This is a genomic window from Bacillus sp. 2175 (assembly GCF_057812155.1).
In genome coordinates this window covers 3,986,330-4,002,852 of record NZ_CM173819.1, presented here as the reverse complement: position 1 = coordinate 4,002,852, position 16,523 = coordinate 3,986,330, and the positions used below count along the sequence as shown (strand labels likewise).

General features: G+C 33.8%; 26 protein-coding genes. 18 read left to right on the top strand and 8 right to left on the bottom strand.

What is annotated here, in order from left to right; translation table 11 throughout:
- The first annotated feature begins 1 nt into the window (after position 1).
- The 4 genes from murG (at position 2) to ACXKY9_RS20730 (ending at position 2,553) form a co-directional block, all read left to right on the top strand.
- Positions 2-1,060 (top strand): undecaprenyldiphospho-muramoylpentapeptide beta-N-acetylglucosaminyltransferase, encoded by a 1,059-nt coding sequence (murG, locus tag ACXKY9_RS20745; protein ID WP_000724777.1) that lies wholly within the window; start codon positions 2-4, stop codon positions 1,058-1,060.
- A gap of 194 nt (positions 1,061-1,254) precedes the next feature.
- Entirely contained in the window at positions 1,255-1,515 is a 261-nt protein-coding gene (locus tag ACXKY9_RS20740) for a DUF3966 domain-containing protein (RefSeq protein ID WP_001250699.1), read from the top strand.
- A gap of 95 nt (positions 1,516-1,610) precedes the next feature.
- Entirely contained in the window at positions 1,611-1,985 is a 375-nt protein-coding gene (locus ACXKY9_RS20735) for a nucleoside 2-deoxyribosyltransferase (RefSeq protein WP_001012333.1), read from the top strand.
- A gap of 79 nt (positions 1,986-2,064) precedes the next feature.
- The gene (locus ACXKY9_RS20730; protein WP_000764261.1) at positions 2,065-2,553 is read left to right on the top strand and encodes a hypothetical protein; all 489 of its coding nucleotides are present in this window, start codon (positions 2,065-2,067) and stop codon (positions 2,551-2,553) included.
- Between the two features lie 34 nt (positions 2,554-2,587).
- Here ACXKY9_RS20730 and ACXKY9_RS20725 read toward each other — a convergent pair whose 3' ends face one another.
- Entirely contained in the window at positions 2,588-2,899 is a 312-nt protein-coding gene (locus ACXKY9_RS20725; RefSeq protein ID WP_001093237.1) for a hypothetical protein, read from the bottom strand.
- Between the two features lie 252 nt (positions 2,900-3,151).
- On the opposite strand from ACXKY9_RS20725, the gene ACXKY9_RS20720 reads away from it, so the two are divergent.
- Positions 3,152-3,367 carry a DUF3912 family protein gene (locus ACXKY9_RS20720; RefSeq protein ID WP_001008326.1) on the top strand — a complete coding sequence of 72 codons (216 nt, stop codon included), beginning with the start codon at positions 3,152-3,154 and terminating at the stop codon, positions 3,365-3,367.
- Between the two features lie 87 nt (positions 3,368-3,454).
- The gene (locus ACXKY9_RS20715; protein ID WP_000875388.1) at positions 3,455-3,847 is read left to right on the top strand and encodes a hypothetical protein; all 393 of its coding nucleotides are present in this window, start codon (positions 3,455-3,457) and stop codon (positions 3,845-3,847) included.
- Between the two features lie 79 nt (positions 3,848-3,926).
- Here ACXKY9_RS20715 and ACXKY9_RS20710 read toward each other — a convergent pair whose 3' ends face one another.
- From ACXKY9_RS20710 to ACXKY9_RS20700, 3 genes are all read right to left on the bottom strand, one after another.
- Entirely contained in the window at positions 3,927-5,321 is a 1,395-nt protein-coding gene (locus tag ACXKY9_RS20710) for an L-cystine transporter (RefSeq protein ID WP_001094330.1), read from the bottom strand.
- Between the two features lie 106 nt (positions 5,322-5,427).
- Positions 5,428-5,670 (bottom strand): DUF2626 domain-containing protein, encoded by a 243-nt coding sequence (locus ACXKY9_RS20705; protein WP_000440721.1) that lies wholly within the window; start codon positions 5,668-5,670, stop codon positions 5,428-5,430.
- A gap of 125 nt (positions 5,671-5,795) precedes the next feature.
- Positions 5,796-6,491 carry a helix-turn-helix transcriptional regulator gene (locus ACXKY9_RS20700; RefSeq protein ID WP_000434125.1) on the bottom strand — a complete coding sequence of 232 codons (696 nt, stop codon included), beginning with the start codon at positions 6,489-6,491 and terminating at the stop codon, positions 5,796-5,798.
- A 205-nt stretch (positions 6,492-6,696) separates the two neighbouring features.
- Here ACXKY9_RS20700 and comGA point away from each other — a divergent pair, with 205 nt between their 5' ends.
- The 10 genes from comGA to ACXKY9_RS20650 all read left to right on the top strand — a co-directional run bounded on the left by comGA (position 6,697) and on the right by ACXKY9_RS20650 (position 12,309).
- The gene (comGA, locus tag ACXKY9_RS20695) at positions 6,697-7,740 is read left to right on the top strand and encodes a competence type IV pilus ATPase ComGA (RefSeq protein WP_001013180.1); all 1,044 of its coding nucleotides are present in this window, start codon (positions 6,697-6,699) and stop codon (positions 7,738-7,740) included.
- The gene (gene comGB, locus ACXKY9_RS20690; protein ID WP_000475193.1) at positions 7,733-8,764 is read left to right on the top strand and encodes a competence type IV pilus assembly protein ComGB; all 1,032 of its coding nucleotides are present in this window, start codon (positions 7,733-7,735) and stop codon (positions 8,762-8,764) included. Before comGA ends, comGB begins: the two co-directional genes overlap by 8 nt.
- An 11-nt stretch (positions 8,765-8,775) precedes the next feature.
- On the top strand, positions 8,776-9,075 hold the full coding sequence (comGC, locus tag ACXKY9_RS20685; RefSeq protein ID WP_001178686.1) for a competence type IV pilus major pilin ComGC: 300 nt from the start codon (positions 8,776-8,778) through the stop codon (positions 9,073-9,075).
- On the top strand, positions 9,072-9,527 hold the full coding sequence (comGD, locus tag ACXKY9_RS20680) for a competence type IV pilus minor pilin ComGD (protein ID WP_000813142.1): 456 nt from the start codon (positions 9,072-9,074) through the stop codon (positions 9,525-9,527). Before comGC ends, comGD begins: the two co-directional genes overlap by 4 nt.
- Entirely contained in the window at positions 9,520-9,822 is a 303-nt protein-coding gene (locus tag ACXKY9_RS20675) for a hypothetical protein (RefSeq protein WP_000829473.1), read from the top strand. The genes comGD and ACXKY9_RS20675 overlap by 8 nt, the downstream gene beginning before the upstream one ends.
- On the top strand, positions 9,792-10,262 hold the full coding sequence (comGF, locus tag ACXKY9_RS20670; RefSeq protein ID WP_000923099.1) for a competence type IV pilus minor pilin ComGF: 471 nt from the start codon (positions 9,792-9,794) through the stop codon (positions 10,260-10,262). Before ACXKY9_RS20675 ends, comGF begins: the two co-directional genes overlap by 31 nt.
- On the top strand, positions 10,259-10,630 hold the full coding sequence (gene comGG, locus ACXKY9_RS20665; protein WP_001231273.1) for a competence type IV pilus minor pilin ComGG: 372 nt from the start codon (positions 10,259-10,261) through the stop codon (positions 10,628-10,630). The genes comGF and comGG overlap by 4 nt, the downstream gene beginning before the upstream one ends.
- A 176-nt stretch (positions 10,631-10,806) precedes the next feature.
- Positions 10,807-11,457 (top strand): 2OG-Fe(II) oxygenase, encoded by a 651-nt coding sequence (locus ACXKY9_RS20660; protein WP_000183862.1) that lies wholly within the window; start codon positions 10,807-10,809, stop codon positions 11,455-11,457.
- A 115-nt stretch (positions 11,458-11,572) separates the two neighbouring features.
- Positions 11,573-12,070, top strand: a complete 498-nt coding sequence (locus ACXKY9_RS20655) for a shikimate kinase (protein WP_000836650.1) — start codon at positions 11,573-11,575, stop codon at positions 12,068-12,070.
- Between the two features lie 38 nt (positions 12,071-12,108).
- The gene (locus ACXKY9_RS20650) at positions 12,109-12,309 is read left to right on the top strand and encodes a YqzE family protein (RefSeq protein ID WP_000106083.1); all 201 of its coding nucleotides are present in this window, start codon (positions 12,109-12,111) and stop codon (positions 12,307-12,309) included.
- 65 nt (positions 12,310-12,374) lie between these two features.
- Here ACXKY9_RS20650 and ACXKY9_RS20645 read toward each other — a convergent pair whose 3' ends face one another.
- Together ACXKY9_RS20645 and ACXKY9_RS20640 are read right to left on the bottom strand one after the other, a co-directional pair.
- Positions 12,375-13,007, bottom strand: a complete 633-nt coding sequence (locus ACXKY9_RS20645; protein WP_001073111.1) for a VC0807 family protein — start codon at positions 13,005-13,007, stop codon at positions 12,375-12,377.
- Positions 13,008-13,148: 141 nt separating this feature from the next.
- Positions 13,149-13,265 carry a hypothetical protein gene (locus ACXKY9_RS20640; RefSeq protein ID WP_001987222.1) on the bottom strand — a complete coding sequence of 39 codons (117 nt, stop codon included), beginning with the start codon at positions 13,263-13,265 and terminating at the stop codon, positions 13,149-13,151.
- 73 nt (positions 13,266-13,338) lie between these two features.
- On the opposite strand from ACXKY9_RS20640, the gene ACXKY9_RS20635 reads away from it, so the two are divergent.
- Complete coding sequence (locus ACXKY9_RS20635) at positions 13,339-13,566, top strand: hypothetical protein (RefSeq protein WP_000032702.1); 228 nt, start codon at positions 13,339-13,341, stop codon at positions 13,564-13,566.
- Between the two features lie 97 nt (positions 13,567-13,663).
- Entirely contained in the window at positions 13,664-13,795 is a 132-nt protein-coding gene (locus ACXKY9_RS20630; RefSeq protein ID WP_000064668.1) for a hypothetical protein, read from the top strand.
- 35 nt (positions 13,796-13,830) lie between these two features.
- Here the strand turns inward: ACXKY9_RS20630 and ACXKY9_RS20625 are convergent, their stop codons facing one another.
- Positions 13,831-14,628 carry a YqhG family protein gene (locus ACXKY9_RS20625; RefSeq protein ID WP_001183966.1) on the bottom strand — a complete coding sequence of 266 codons (798 nt, stop codon included), beginning with the start codon at positions 14,626-14,628 and terminating at the stop codon, positions 13,831-13,833.
- Complete coding sequence (locus tag ACXKY9_RS20620; RefSeq protein ID WP_001100036.1) at positions 14,615-16,297, bottom strand: DEAD/DEAH box helicase; 1,683 nt, start codon at positions 16,295-16,297, stop codon at positions 14,615-14,617. Before ACXKY9_RS20620 ends, ACXKY9_RS20625 begins: the two co-directional genes overlap by 14 nt.
- Between the last annotated feature and the right edge of the window lie 226 nt (positions 16,298-16,523).

Below are 16,523 nucleotides of genomic sequence, written 5' to 3'. Positions count from 1 at the left end.
TATGAAGAAAATAGTCTTTACAGGTGGCGGTTCGGCAGGACATGTAACACCTAATTTAGCCATTATCCCATATTTACAGGAAGACAACTGGGATATCTCTTATATTGGTTCTCATCAAGGTATTGAGAAAACGATTATAGAAAAGGAAGGCATTCCCTACTATAGTATTTCGAGTGGAAAGCTACGTCGTTATTTTGATTTGAAAAATATAAAAGATCCTTTTCTTGTAATGAAGGGTGTTATGGATGCGTATGTAAGGATTCGAAAACTAAAACCAGATGTAATTTTTTCAAAAGGCGGTTTCGTATCTGTACCAGTCGTAATTGGAGGATGGCTAAATAGAGTACCAGTTTTATTACATGAATCTGATATGACACCAGGACTAGCAAATAAAATTGCGCTTCGTTTTGCTTCGAAAATATTTGTTACATTTGAAGAAGCAGCGAAACATTTACCGAAAGAAAAAGTAATATATACGGGATCTCCTGTACGTGAAGAAGTGCTGAAGGGAAATCGTGAAAAAGGTTTAGCGTTTTTAGGTTTTTCACGTAAAAAGCCAGTTATTACGATTATGGGAGGCAGCTTGGGCGCGAAAAAAATTAATGATACGGCTCGAGAAGCATTACCAGAACTTCTTAAAAAATATCAAATTGTTCACCTTTGCGGAAAAGGTAACCTTGATGAAAGTTTACAAAATAAAGAAGGATATAGACAATTTGAATATGTACATGGAGAACTGCCAGATATATTAGCGGTAACAGATTTTGTTATTTCACGCGCGGGCTCCAACGCAATTTTTGAATTTTTAACATTACAAAAGCCGATGGTTTTAATTCCATTATCGAAATTTGCAAGCCGTGGAGATCAAATATTAAATGCAGAGTCCTTTGAAAGGCAAGGGTATGCCTCCGTATTATATGAAGAAGATGTAACTGTAAAATCTCTTATAAAGTATGTCGAAGAATTGAATCAAAATAATGAGAAGTATAAAACAGCACTAAAAAAATATAATGGAAAAGAAGCAATTAAAACAATCATTCAAAATATTTCAGAGGCATGATGAAACAATCATGCCTCTTTTAGTAGGGTGAAAGATTCCAAGAATTGATATTTTTATGTTACAATAAAGTGAAACTTTAATCAGTTGGGTTCATCCCACATCTAACTTCTTTACTGTTACTAAATTTTGAGGAGGTAGTCTTACTGCCCTCAAATAGCGGGATAACAAATGGGTTAATAGGGAAATTCCAATTAATGAGGCGTGAAAATACGAATGGATTAGGAGTGACTGTGTTGGAGCTAAGTCTCTATGAAAATACTGCACTTATTATATGCTTTGTGTTGTACGTTGGTAGTGTTATTGTTTATATTTCAAGGAAATTTTCGCAAGAAAGAGAGCTTGAAAAGTCAGAGATAACAGCTGAACTAGAAATGTTAGCTGATGAAAGTTATAAAAAACAAAAAATAAAAGAAGACCATGAAGCATCCCATCATTTAAACGCAAATAAGTTTTAAAGATGGGGATTTTTTTTGAAATTGTTCTTTATTATAGCTATAACAAATAACGCTAAAAAGGAGTTTCCCCATACACAATGAAGGAGTGTATATAAATGAATTTTTATATCGCCTCAGGTTTCCAAAATAAACATCTTGTACATTCCGTAGCAAATGAACTGAAACATGCAGGATGGCACCATACATATGATTGGACCAAAAATGAAAGAGCAGCGAATGAAGAACAATTAAGAGAAATTGGTCAGGCAGAACGAAATGCTGTAAAAGAAGCGGATGTATTTTTACTTATATTAGATGGCGGAAACGGGAGCCATACAGAGTTTGGAATGGCGATTGCACTAGAGAAAACGATATATGTATATCATGCAGGAAACCCGCTCCAAACAACGTTCTATCACTTGCCAGAAATAAATATTTTTGAAGGAGATGTAGCTGAGTTTGCATCTTTTGTTATGAATCATGTGAAATAATAGTAACTACCTAAAAGGTTATAAAAGTGATCTTTTGGGTACAGTGATGATAAGAAACGTATATAAAGGAGTACATAATATGAAATTAGAAAATGGATGGGAAACGAGCTTTTTAGAAGTCGTACAAAATAGTGAATTTAAGAAAGAGGCACTTCTTAGTCAATTGCTTTGTCAGGATAGTGAAGAAGTAGAAGAGCTTGTGGATGATTACGGCTACGAAGAACTTGTTGAACGTGAACATGATGATGAGTTAGCTGAAATCTTAGGAGAAGAACTTTTTAGTGAGATAGAACGCCAAGTATTCTTATCTTCAAACCCAGAAGAAAAACTTATTTCATTCGTCAATGGATTAGGTTTTCATGTGCTAGATTGGATCGTTCTTCTTGAAACAGAATTTGGCATTGATAGTGCAAACTTTACATCAGATGCTGTGAAGGTGTTAGAAAAGCGTTTCAGACAGTTTCCATACATAGAGGACAAGACAATTTTTGATATGACATTTGGAGAATCGATGGATGTATTAGAATCTGTTACAGGATTACAACTAAAGGAAAAGATGAACGTATAATGAAAAAAGAACGTGATTGGATCACGTTCTTTTTTTACATAATAATAATTTTATCATCTAGTTTTGTCTGCCCGGTAAGAAGTGCGTTTAAATATTCCACTTTTCTTATACAAGCTTGTATATGTCTTTCAATCTCTTGTAACTCTGCTTGGTGATGCGTTTCAATTGGATGAATTTGTACGTTGAATTTTTCAAATTGACTACTATATGTTATTTCTGCATAGCCGCTCATAATATCGGTTTCGTTATGAAATAAAAATTGCTTCGTTTTGTCACAGAATGATACATCCTGAAAGCCATATACTTTTAATGCTTCAATTACTTTTTTAATCATTTTTGTATTCATTTTTTAACCCTCTTTACGAAGTTCTACTTATATATTATAACATAAAAAATTACATAGAAAGCGCTTCCAAGTGTGTTTTATTATAAACTTTACGTTTCAATCACAAAAATGAAACAAAGAAAAAATAATTGTAAAGAAGGAAGGACTCTTTTATTGTTTCGTCATATATATAGAGAAATAGTGCAATGAAAGGAAATTTTCCGAGGTGGAGATCGTATTTCCAATTTGAGCGCAGTAAAAGAGGTGAGAATTTTGAACTTTGATATTGTAGGACAAAAAGCATATATAAAAGATGGACCGCATCGGAACCGAATTGGAATTGTAAAGAAAAACGAGACAAAATTAGCATCGCAGTTTGCTATTGTAATTGGAGAACAAATCATTGATGTAGAGCTAAAGGATATCGTGTTAGTTGGAGTAGACGTAGGACAATTTCATAAATGGTGCGAACAAAATGGTTATTTGTGAAAAGGACGGGCTGTGAGATAATGAAATATATTTGAGGAAAGAGGATATGTTATCATATTCTCTTTTTCTATGTTTCAGGAGGCGAAAATGAAATATAAAGAACAGGAGTTTACGTTGGAGTTAAAAGAGAACATTCAATGTATGGAGAAGGAAATAGAGCGAATATTACTTAAACTGCATAAAGAGTATGCGCATTTATACATAGAAAAACACATGGAATTAGATATGGGATTTGCAAGAGAAAAAGAGAATCCCTTTGAGGTGGGCTATTATTCATCAGTTGCCATAGCTATATTAGATGAAGAAAAAGAGATGATTGAATTTCACTATATTCCAATTTGGAAATGCGAAAGAATCTTTTTAGGAATGTCAATTCAATCAAACATTTTTGGGAGTAAGAAAGTAGGGGAACTTGTTGATGAATCTTGTTATGAGATTGAGGAGGAGTTAAAAGAGCAACTAGAAGAATACTTGGAGTAAGAATTCTCAAGATAAAATCTATAAAGAGGGAACGGAATAAAAAAGACGCTAACAATTGTATGTTAGCGTCTTTTTTTCATTATGAAGCAATTTCACCAGTTTTTGTATCATCTTGATTGTACGTATCTTGATCTAATTCACCAAGCCATTTACTTGAAATAAGACCTGCTGTCATAGAACCACTTACGTTAAGAGCTGTACGCCCCATATCGATTAATGGCTCAACCGAGATAACTAGAGCAACAATACCGATTGGTAAGTTCATTGTAGATAGTACGATTAAAGCTGCGAATGTTGCGCCGCCACCAACTCCGGCAACACCGAATGAGCTAATAGCGATAACAGCGATTAAAGTTAAAATAAATTGTGGTTGTAATGGATCAATTCCTACAGTTGGAGCGACCATCATTGCAAGCATTGCTGGATAAATACCTGCGCAACCGTTTTGTCCGATAGATACCCCAAATGAAGCTGCGAAGTTTGCAATTCCTTCGGAAATACCAAGCTTTTCTTTTTGAGCTTCAATATTTAATGGCATCGCACCAGCACTAGAGCGAGATGTGAATGCAAAAGTTAGTACAGGGAACACTTTTTTCAAATATTGAATTGGATTTAAACCAGACAATGCAATTAATAATAAGTGAATGATAAACATTACGATAAGTGCTACGTAAGAGGCTAACACGAAGTTACCAAGTTTTAAAATAGCATTTATATCGCTACCAGCAACTGTTTTTGCCATAAGAGCTAATACGCCGTATGGAGTAAGGCGTAAAATTAATGTTACCATACGCATTACGATTGCATATACAGCATCAAGCATTTTCTTAAATAGTTCTGCTTGTTCTGGATATTTTCGTTTTACACCTATAAAGGCAATGCCGATAAAGGCTGCAAATATTACGACAGAAATTGTTGATGTTGGACGAGCGCCTGTTAAATCAAGAAACGGATTTGTAGGCAATAGCTCTAATAATTTATCTGGAATTGTTGTCTTTTCAATAGAAGTAAATCTTTCTTCAACTAGTTTCAGACGAGCAGATTCTGCATCACCTTGTTGCAAGCCTGCTGCAGATACATCAAATCCTGCACTTGCAGCGATACCGACAGCTGCAGCGATTCCTGTAGTAAGAATTAAAATTCCGATAATAAGACCACTGATTTTACCAAGGTTTTTCGTTAACTGTAATTTTGTAAAGGCTGAAATAATAGATACTAAAATAAGTGGCATAACGATCATTTGAAGTAATTTCACATAACCGTTACCGATTAAGCCAAACCAAGTATTTGATTCAATAATTATTTTAGAAGTTGGTTCATAAATAAATTGTAATATAAGACCGAATATAATTCCGACTCCTAAAGCAGTAAATACACGTTTATTAAAAGATACATGCTTACGTTGCATATAATATAATACGCCAACTAAAATGAGCATGACTGCAACGTTAATTCCGACAAGCAGTGTATTCATGTTGATTCCCCCTAATTCCAATCTGTTATATAGAATATAAGGCAATAAAACCCATAAGTCAACTAGGAAATTCCGGAATTAAAAAAAGATGGCAAAATGCCATCTTTTAATGTCCAGCCCCAGGGACAAGTAAAAACGTCGTGTAGTATGTAAATCCTATGAAGAAAACAGTTAAATATGCCCCAAATACGTATATATACATACGCTCTGTTAATTTTAAATAGCTTAAAAGTACGAAGAAACCTGTTTGTCCTAAAAATAGTAGTGCGGTCTGTTGCATATCCCCTACGTAAAACATAACCGAGAAAATTCCAGTCCAAAAGCCGAGAACGCGAAACATGCGCTCCATGCCATCTCCCTCCTTTTCTAAAAAAAGTAAACCTCACCTCATTATAGTTTATTTTTCTTACTATTGTAAATATTCATTCACATAAAAAGAAGCCAATTATTATTGGCTTCTTTTTATGTGAGAAATTAAATTGTTAGTTTATAATTACAAGATTTACATCCATCTAATAGACTATCATTTCGAGTTAATTCCATGTTAGGGAATAGGATTTCAAAAATTCCTTTCATCATATCTCCGTGCATGTTACAAATTTCAGTTGGATGATGAACAGCAACTTCTTTAAATGGACAATTGTGTACATCATAGAAAATTTTTGTTCCATCTGCACTTAATTCAAATGCAGGTGATAAGCCAGCTGTTGAGAAAGCTTCTTTTGCAATTTGAACTTTTTGTTCCACTGTTAAAGCATCTTCACTCACATTTAAACGTTGCATATGTTGTTGCATTAATTCAGCTCCGAATTGTTTTCCTGTTTCGTATAGCGCTTTCTCACCAGCAGCGCCAAGGCTAAGTAAAGAATTAAATGCGATTCTTGCTAACAATTGATAATCACGGAATGGAAATTGTAATTGGATAACATCTTCAGATAAGACATATAATCTGCTCGGTCTTCCGCCTTTTCCAGTTTTCTTCGTTTCCGATTTTAGCATATGAACATCTTCTAATTTAGATAAATGTAAACGCGCTACGTTTGGATGAATATCGAATTCATCTGCAATTTCTTGTACCGTTACGTAACTATGTTTTTGCGAAATATATTTATAAATGTAATAACGAGTTGGGTCAGATAATACACCTGTAATTTTTAAAGCTTGTTCCATGAGGATCTCCACCTTTATCACTTTATCCAAGATAATAACATTATAATACAGATAAACATTATTATAGGTAATTTCAGACAATAATTCGGAAATTGTTCATAATTTCACAAACATATTTTTCCTTTTCCCTCTATTGAAAATACAAAAGTCCAAATTTTTATTGCGCATGTTTTCATGCTATATACATAGTGAGGAGGGAAAAGTGATGAATGGGATTGAAATTTTTGCGAATACAATTTTAAAAGAAGCGTGTAGGGTACAAGCGTCAGATTTACATATTGTGCCCCGGCAGAAGGATGTAGCAGTGCAACTACGTATAGGAAAAGATTTAATGACGAGACAGTGTATTGAAAAGGAGTTTGGAGAAAAACTCGTCTCACATTTCAAATTTTTAGCATCTATGGACATAGGAGAGAAACGGAAGCCACAGAATGGTTCGTTGTATTTGCAAATTGATGGACAAGAAGTGTATTTACGCCTTTCAACACTTCCAACAGTATATCAAGAAAGTCTCGTTATTCGCCTTCATTTACAAGCATCTGTTCAGCCCTTATCACATCTTTCGTTATTTCCAAGTACGGCAGCAAAACTACTCTCGTTTTTACGCTATTCACAGGGGTTACTCGTGTTTACTGGACCGACTGGATCTGGGAAGACGACGACAATGTATGCATTATTAGAAGTAATTAGAAAAAAGAAAACACGTCGCATCATTACACTTGAAGATCCGGTTGAAAAAAGAAGTGACGATGTATTACAAATTCAAATAAATGAAAAAGCGGGTCTCACATATGAAACAGGATTAAAGGCTATTTTACGTCATGATCCAGATATTATTTTAGTCGGTGAAATCCGGGATGAGGAAACAGCAAAAATAGCTATAAGAGCAAGTTTGACAGGACATTTAGTAATGACAACGCTGCATACGAATGATGCGAAAGGAGCAATCATTCGTTTCATGGATTATGGTATAACGAGGCAAGAGATTGAACAGTCTTTATTGGCTGTAGCTGCACAGCGACTTGTCGAATTGAAGTGTCCGTTTTGCAGAGGAAAGTGCTCAACTTTATGTAAATCAATGAGGCAAGTAAGGCAAGCAAGCATTTATGAGCTACTATATGGACATGAGTTAAAACAAGCACTTAAAGAAGCAGATGGAGAATGTGTTACTTACAAACATGAGACTTTAGAATCGTCAATACGAAAAGGATATGCTTTAGGTTTTTTAGAAGAAGATGTTTATGTTTAAGAAAACTTGGAGTTTAAGTGATCAAGTAGTATTGTTGAAACGTTTAGGAGAATTATTAGAAAAAGGCTACTCTCTTTTACAAGCATTAGAATTTTTACAGTTTCAATTACCTGTAGAAAAGAAAGTACAATTGCAGCGCATGATTGAGGGGTTAAAAGATGGGAAAAGTCTACACGATTCTTTTCATCAGTTAAAGTTTCATCAGGACATGTTAAGTTATCTATTTTATGCCGAGCAACATGGTGATATTTCTTTTGCTTTGCAACAAGGAAGTGTACTTCTTTATAAGAAAGATAAGTATAGGAGAGACATGATGAAAATAATGCAGTATCCTATGTTCTTGATGTTTTTTCTACTAATCATGCTTTTTATTTTTAACCTCATTTTATTACCTCAGGTTGAAATGGTTTATAGTTCGTTCGGTTCTAATACACCACTACTTACAGAACAAATTTTAAGTGCAATAAAACTGCTACCATACATTATTTTAACCGCTATTTTAACTGTTATTATTGGATGTAGTTTATACATGTTGTATTTTAGGAAACTTCCACATATTAGACAGGTAAAAATCATGCTTCGTATTCCTCTCATCAAAACATTTCTTATTTTAAAGCATTCACATTATTTTGCTACTCAGTTGAGTGGTTTATTAAATGGTGGACTATCAGTATGCGAAGCTTTAACAATAATGATGGAGCAAAGATATCATCCGTTCTTTCAATATGAAGCGAATCGGATTGAAAGACAATTAATTGGAGGAGAACAGTTACAATCTATCATTGCTAAAAGTGGGTATTACGAGAAAGAACTTTCTTATGTTATTACGCATGGACAAGCAAATGGCAATTTAGGGATTGAATTAGGTGACTATAGCGATCTTATTATGGAAAAGATAGAACGAAAAATTAAACATATGTTAGTTATCATTCAGCCTATTTTATTTACATGTATTGGAGGAATCGTTGTCCTTATGTATTTAGCGATGATTATGCCGATGTTTCAAATGATGAATTCTATTTAGGGGGCATTTGTATGCAGAATGAGGAAGGATTTACTCTGTTAGAGATGCTATTAGTAATGGTTGTCATAACTATATTATTACTATTAATTATTCCAAATGTAGTTACACAGCGTTCATCGGTCCAAGGAAAAGGGTGTGCAGCTTACGTGAAATCTATAGAAGCGCAAATACAAGTATATCAATTACAACATAATAAAATTCCATCGTTAAAAGAACTGGCAGATGAAAAGTATATTACAACTGATAAGTGTCCGAATGGCGAATCTATTCATATATCAGATGATGGCACAGTATCAATTAGGGCATTGTGAAACAACAAGGGTTTACTTTTTTAGAAATGTTACTCGTTTTATTTGTTATTTCTGTATTAAGTATAGTTACGTATTTTAGTGTTCATTCCTTATACGAGCGACAAAAAGTTGAACAATTTTTGAGACAGTTTTCAAATGATATTTTGTATATGCAGCAATTAGCGATAAACCATCAAAAGCACTACACATTACGTTGGCATAAAGATAGAAATATGTATGCTATAAAAGAGTCAGGTACAAAGTATTATATCGTCAAGCGAGAGTATGAAGAAGATATACAAATTGATTTGCATACGTTTCCAAATCCGATGACATATAACCCAAGTGGAAATATTAATAGAGGTGGTACGATTATAATTTCGTATAGAAATTATAAATATGAAATTGTATTTCAGCTTGGAAGAGGGAGATTTACGTATCGTGAAATGTCAAAAAGGATCCATAATGGCTGAAATGATTGTATCGTTAAGTGTTTTAATGATGGCTGTATCGTTACTACTACCGCAAACAGTATTAGTTATGCAAGAAAGAAAAAATATACAAATTCGTTATAAGGCAACTGGATTATTAAAAAAAGAAGCAGCTATATATATGTATGGAAATGAAGAAAAGCGAATAATAGAAAAGAATATAAATGGAATTGTGTATTACACATATTGGGGAGGCAATGAAGTTTGTACCATGTGGAAAGATGTGAAAGACAGAATGATGGAACAATGCTTTTATGTAGGAGAAAAAATAAATTAGAATTTGGTTTTTCATTAATAGAAATGATTGTATGTCTGTTTCTATTATCAATATTTTTTTTGCTCTTTCCCCGCCTACATTTCATTGAAATGGAAAATAAACAGTCGAAAGGGTTAAATGATTGGGAGTGGGATGTGTATTTAGGGCAAATGCAATTGGAGTTTCGTGAAGTATCATCTGGAGAACAGCTAGCATTTGAAAATGGAGAAAGTATTTTACAATTCCGATCGCGTAATGGGAGTGAAGTATCGTATGAAAAAGAGAATAGTCGTCTTATAAGAAAGGTAAATAGGCGCGGGAGGGAAGTCGTTTTACAAAATATTGGAACGGTTTCTTACAAACTAACACCTCATGTACTCATTATAAATGTGAAAGATACTAGTGGGAAAATATATGAAGGTGTAGTTATGCGATATAGCGAAATAGGAATAAACGTATGAGAAAGCAAAAGGGATTTACAATGCCTGGAACGATTATCTTTCTTATTTTATTAACTTCTTTTTTTATATACGAAACAAATATGTTGTTTACAGATAAAAATTTTTATATAGGAATAGAACAAAAATTTTTATTGGATGAATTACTTAACCGATCTATTACAGATATAAAAAAAGACTTACAGCAAAAAGAAAAAGAAGGTACATTTTTCTTTCAGTATGAAAAGGGAGAAGCGAGTGGAAATTATGTCTTTGAAAATGATTTAATTCTCGTTGCTTTGCAGTGTACACTCAAACAGGAAGCTTTCTATACGGTGAGTTTTCGGTATAGAAAAAAGGATGGGAAAATAGTCGATTGGATAGAAGGATAATATGTAAAATATATATATAGATAAACCAGGATTTCCTATTGTAAATTGAATTGATTTTTTAGAAGAAATGGATAAATATAATGATTAAAAGTTTAAATTTTCTCAAAAAAGAGAAAGGTAGAAAGAATATGATATATTCATGCTATCCAATCATTATTTTTAGGGAGAATAGGGAAATGACAAACAACAATCAAATAGGTGAAAATAAGGAACAAACTATTTTTGATCATAAAGGAAATACGATTATGACAGAAGATAGAGAAATACACATTATTTCAAAATTCGAAGAACCTCTTATTGTCGTATTAGCAAATGTACTAAGTGATGAAGAGTGTGATGAATTAATTGAAATGTCTAAAAATAAAATGAAACGTTCTAAAGTTGGTTCAGCACGTGATGTAAATGATATTCGAACAAGTAGCGGTGCATTTTTGGAAGACAATGAACTTACTTCAAAGATTGAAAAACGAATTTCATCTATCATGAATGTTCCTGCGTCGCATGGTGAAGGATTGCACATTTTAAATTATGAAGTGGATCAACAATATAAAGCACACTATGATTATTTTGCGGAACATAGTAGATCAGCTGCTAACAATCGTATTAGTACGCTTGTAATGTATTTAAATGATGTAGAAGAAGGCGGAGAAACGTACTTCCCAAAATTAAATCTTTCTGTACACCCTAGAAAGGGAATGGCAGTATACTTTGAGTATTTTTATCAAGATCAATCATTAAACGAGCTTACGTTACACGGAGGGGCACCTGTAACGAAAGGCGAGAAATGGATTGCAACGCAGTGGGTGAGAAGAGGCACTTATAAGTAAAAGCGAGTGTTACGTTTTGTTCTTCATAGTATAAGAACAAAACGTTTTTTTATTAAACAAAGTAGCATCTTTCGTTATAATAACAATTAATAAATGACGATTGAGAGGACAAGAAATGAAATCTATATACATAACCGGCTACATGGGAGCAGGGAAAACAACAATTGGAAAAGCGTTAAGTAAAGAACTTCAAATGGATGTTGTAGATACTGATCAAAAAATCGAAGAGAAGCAAGAGAAGGCAATTCGAAAAATTTTTGCCGAAGAAGGCGAAATGGCTTTTCGGGAATATGAAAGCGAAATGTTACGTGCGCTACCAGTCCATAATGTTATTATTACAACTGGTGGGGGAATTATTGAACGAGCGGAAAATCGCAAGTGGATGAAAGAGAACGGAACTGTCGTGTATTTATATTGTGATCCGCATGTAATTGCAGAAAGGCTTCGTGAAGATACGACACGTCCACTATTTCAAAAGAAAGATATAGATGCATTCGTAAAGAAATTTGAATCACGCCGAGCTTATTATGAAGAGGCTCATATTCATATCGATACGACAAATAAGTCTGTAAAGCAAATTATGAATGAATTAAAGGAAAAGATTAATGTATAAAAAAGTGGACATACTAATCAAGTAGAGGTGATGATAATATGTCTACTAATGATTATGTTCGCTTTGTGACGCAGCAGTTTGTGTCGTATATGGATGCTCCAAAAGAAGATCGAAAACAAAAGAAAGAACAACGCCGTGCTGAAAAAGAGCCATTTATGAATAAGTGGTTTGGTGTTATGCCGCTGAGTGCTGCTTTGTTTTACCGAAATGTAAAAAGTAAAAGAAAAAAATCAAGTTAAATTTTAGTCATATGTTTAACAAACCAAAAATCCCCTAGTGTCGTATTACACTAGGGGATTTTTATTTACTGCACGGATTCTTGTTCTTCCGTAACGGCATGTATTTTATTATTTACCCAAACAAATCCAATTCCGATACAAATGGAAATGCCCCATCCAACAGCGGTCATAATCGCTCTCATTTCACCATAGCCATCTACACCGAAAACAGAGATGAAATAAATTTTTAAGAAGCTTTTTAATATGAATTGTAGACCGAAAAATAGCGTTAAATATTGTAGTGCTGGATAAATACGACTATCACGATAAAGCTCACGACTTTTATCACGGTCATGGCCTTGCAGTGCGGCAATATCCGCAGCGAAATATAACATAAGTGGTTTCTTTATAAAAATTGTACATATGACGATAATACCGAGTACGATGTGATAATATGCATCATTCCACAACATTCGTTCAGCTGACCCAGATAATAAATCTACCGTTGTATTAGAAATGAGTGTAATTAAAATAAAGAACCCTGTCACGTTAAACTGTTTTTCTTTTTTAAAGGTATACAGTGTATAAATAATCCCCGGAACAGAGGAAAGTAACATCGCGTAATAAGGATCGATATAAGGTTTTGCAAATTTCCAAATGAGGAATGGGATTACGAGATAAAAGACAAGATCTAATATAGCTTTTTTATTTTGATTCATACAAAGCCTCCTTAAGTCATACATATATTTTATAATATAATTTCTGAAAATTGTATAAGGTTTAATGGGAAAAGAAAAAATATATCAATTTTCGAGGGGAGAGTAGATTGAAAAAAATTGCCCCTAGCGTAGTAAGTTTTTTTAGTATATAATAAAGGAAACGCTTTCATTTTTAATTTGTTCACAAAATGGACGGAAAATCACATATTTACTATCGATATGTTGCTTTATAATGAAACTAATTAAATATACATGCATACAATATTGTGAAATAAATAACATAAATAATCTATATAAATGTAAACGTTATCAAAATAGAGAGGTGGAGACAATGAGTAAATTTTTCTTCAATCATAATCCAGCAACAGTAGAGGATGGAAGGCTTGTTAAATATGCTGAAATTATTTATGGAGAAGGTGGCCGTTCTGTATTAGAAAATTTAATGGTGAAGGCATCTATCAGATTGCGTGATCGTTATCCGAATAAATCTGACGAGCAGATCTCGAACCTAGTAAATAAAGGCATCCATGATATGTTTCAAAAATATGTGAGCGAGTAAGAGTGGCCAATGGCTGCTCTTATTTTTTTGTATAAGGATTGTAACTCTAGCTGAAAATAAACATGTATTCTGAAAAACGTAAAAAGGAGTGGGAAAGATGAGCAATGGAATTGGACGTTCGAAAGAAAATCTTCCAACTGATGCAAATCATGTGAGCGCGAAGGATCGTGCGTATCAAAAACGCATGGCAAAGCAAAAACAACAAGAGCGTAATGAGGATAGAGAATAACTCGAAATAAAGCTCCTTCTAAAGCAGAAGGAGCTTTATTTCGATAGAAAATGATTCGCGGTAACATAAAAGAGTCCACCGTTAATAATTTGCACTGTAATACGTGGTTCATACTGTTCTTGCAGAGCTTGTTTTTCAATTTCATAGCTCTCAGGAAGTTCGTCACTTTCTTCATAAAAACGGTTTAAAAGGTCTAAATCATGATTCCAACGCACTCTTGCTTCTTTTGCCCACGTATGGTCATCTTCTGCAATTATATTTTTTAAAGCGTCTTCTATGCGTTGTAAACCACTTTGAGGTTTAATGATGGGCGAGAGCGTAAAACAAAAATCAGGTATTTTTGGTGTAAGTTTAATGTTTGTTAATGTTTCATGAAAGTTTGCCATCATTGTTCCAGAAATGAGATGAATACCAATCGAGTGAAGGATGTCTTTTTTTCGATCACATTGATAGGAAACTTTTATATTAATACCGAGCCAAGGGTGGAGCGGTGTATGTGTTGACCCATTATGTCTTACATCCTCATATAAACGTATGTATGAGCCTAATTCTTTTGTCGTTTGGAAAATTTGATGTAGACGTGGTGAACCGTAGTGAATAAGCTCACCATCATTTTCTTCATTTTCTGGATTTGTAATAAGAGTAAGGCGCATCGGATTCGGTACGCCTCCTGTTTTCTCAAGATAGTGCCAATAAAAAGGGCGATTCATTAATAATTTATCCATCTCAATTGTTAACTGTACATCTAATAAATGAGGAGAACGTTCTAAAATTTCACAGTTATTCGCCTCAAAGAAATTGTATAAGTAATTATGAATTTCATGTTGCTGCATAGCCTTGCACCTCAGCTTCATTTCGTTTCGCAAAGTCGATAATAGATGTTAAGTTTTCCATCTTAATTCTAATTTCACCTTCGCTCTTTGATTGCGCGAAAATTTCTTGAATGTGCGCGTCGATGTTTTTCATATTAATTCTCGTTAAAATTTCATCGAGTTCACCAATAACACGCTCGAATAAGTTGATTTTTTCATATAACAGTTTCAGAATATGTTCTTCAACAGTATGCTTTGTAGCTAAGTTATAAATATGAACATCATTTTTTTGACCGAGACGGTGAATACGTCCGATTCTTTGCTCAAGACGCATTGGATTCCATGGCAAATCATAATTGATCATATGGCTACAAAACTGTAAGTTAATCCCTTCACCACCAGCTTCAGTTGCAATTAATACTTGTGCGTGGTTTTGGAAAAGCTCCTTCATCCAATCTTTCTTCCCGCGTTTAAACCCGCCGCGGAATGGAACGGAAGAAATACCGTGTTGTTGTAAAAACCATTGTAAGTACATTTGTGACGCTCGATATTCTGTGAAGATAACGACTTTATCGTCAATTTCTTTTATAAGCTCAAGAGCTTTATTTGCTTTTGAGTTGAAAGGAATATGATTAATTTTGTCCATTAGCACATCGATATGTGGATCTTTTATATAATGTTCGTTTTCTTTCTGTTTTTTTTCTACATGCTTTTTCAATGAATAGTAAACAGCCTCACGACTACTACACGCTTCCCGTTTTAAAGTTAACGATGAGAAAGCAGATGTGAAGGCGTCTTGTCCTCGCCAATTTTCGATATCATTATATAGAGCTTGTTCTTGTTCATTAAACTCAACAAAAATTGTACGTACATGTCTCTTCGGCCAATCGATACCGGTATTATGTCGTCTATTTCGCACCATTACTTTATTAATGAGAGCTTTTAAGTCTTCATCTGATTCGGCTGAGCGATTTTTGGAAGCGTAATATTCTTCAAAGTTGGATTGATTGCCTAAATGTCCTGGTTTTAATAAAGAAACAAGGTTAAAAATTTCATCAATCTTATTTTGAACAGGAGTAGCGGTTAGTAATAAACAAAACTTCTTTTTTAATCGTTGTGCAAATTCATAGTTTTTTGTTTTATTATTTTTCAGTTTATGTGCTTCATCGATAATAATAAGGTCATATTCCAAGTTCAACACGATATCGCGATGTGGTGAACGTTTCGCAGTATCAATTGATGATACGATTACGTCAGCTTGTTCCCATGAGTAGCTTTTCTTTTGTGCTACAGCGGGAATGAAAAACTTTGTATTCAGTTCGTATGCCCATTGTGATACGAGAGAAGCTGGGACAAGTATAAGTACCTTTTTCACAAGCCCGCGGACCATGTATTCTTTCAAAATAAGTCCAGCTTCGATTGTTTTTCCAAGGCCTACTTCATCTGCTAGAATCGCTTTACCGTTCATTTGTTCAATCACATTTTGAGCGACTTCTAATTGATGCGGAAGCGGTGTGAAATGGGATAAATGTTTCGGTGCTTGTAGTCCATCAAAAGTAGGAACAAGTAACGATTTTTCTGTTTCATAAGCTAAGTGATATAAATCCCAGTTTGTCCAAGGACCATCTTCGTCAATTCTATTTAAAAAATTGTTTTGCCATGTCCGATCTACGGAAATATCGACATTCATTACAACTCTCCCACCTTTTATAAACTAAAGTAATTATTTTTTAATGTATGATGATTTGCCTTAAAAGAAGGCATAATTATCGTTATTAAAGGCTATATGATAGACAATAATAAAGTATTAAATCTCAAAAGCTGTATTTATTGTGTTTTAACATAAAAAATTCTAAATTATTTTTTATGCTAGAATATTGATGAAATATAGCGAATGATGTTAGGATAATGGTGTG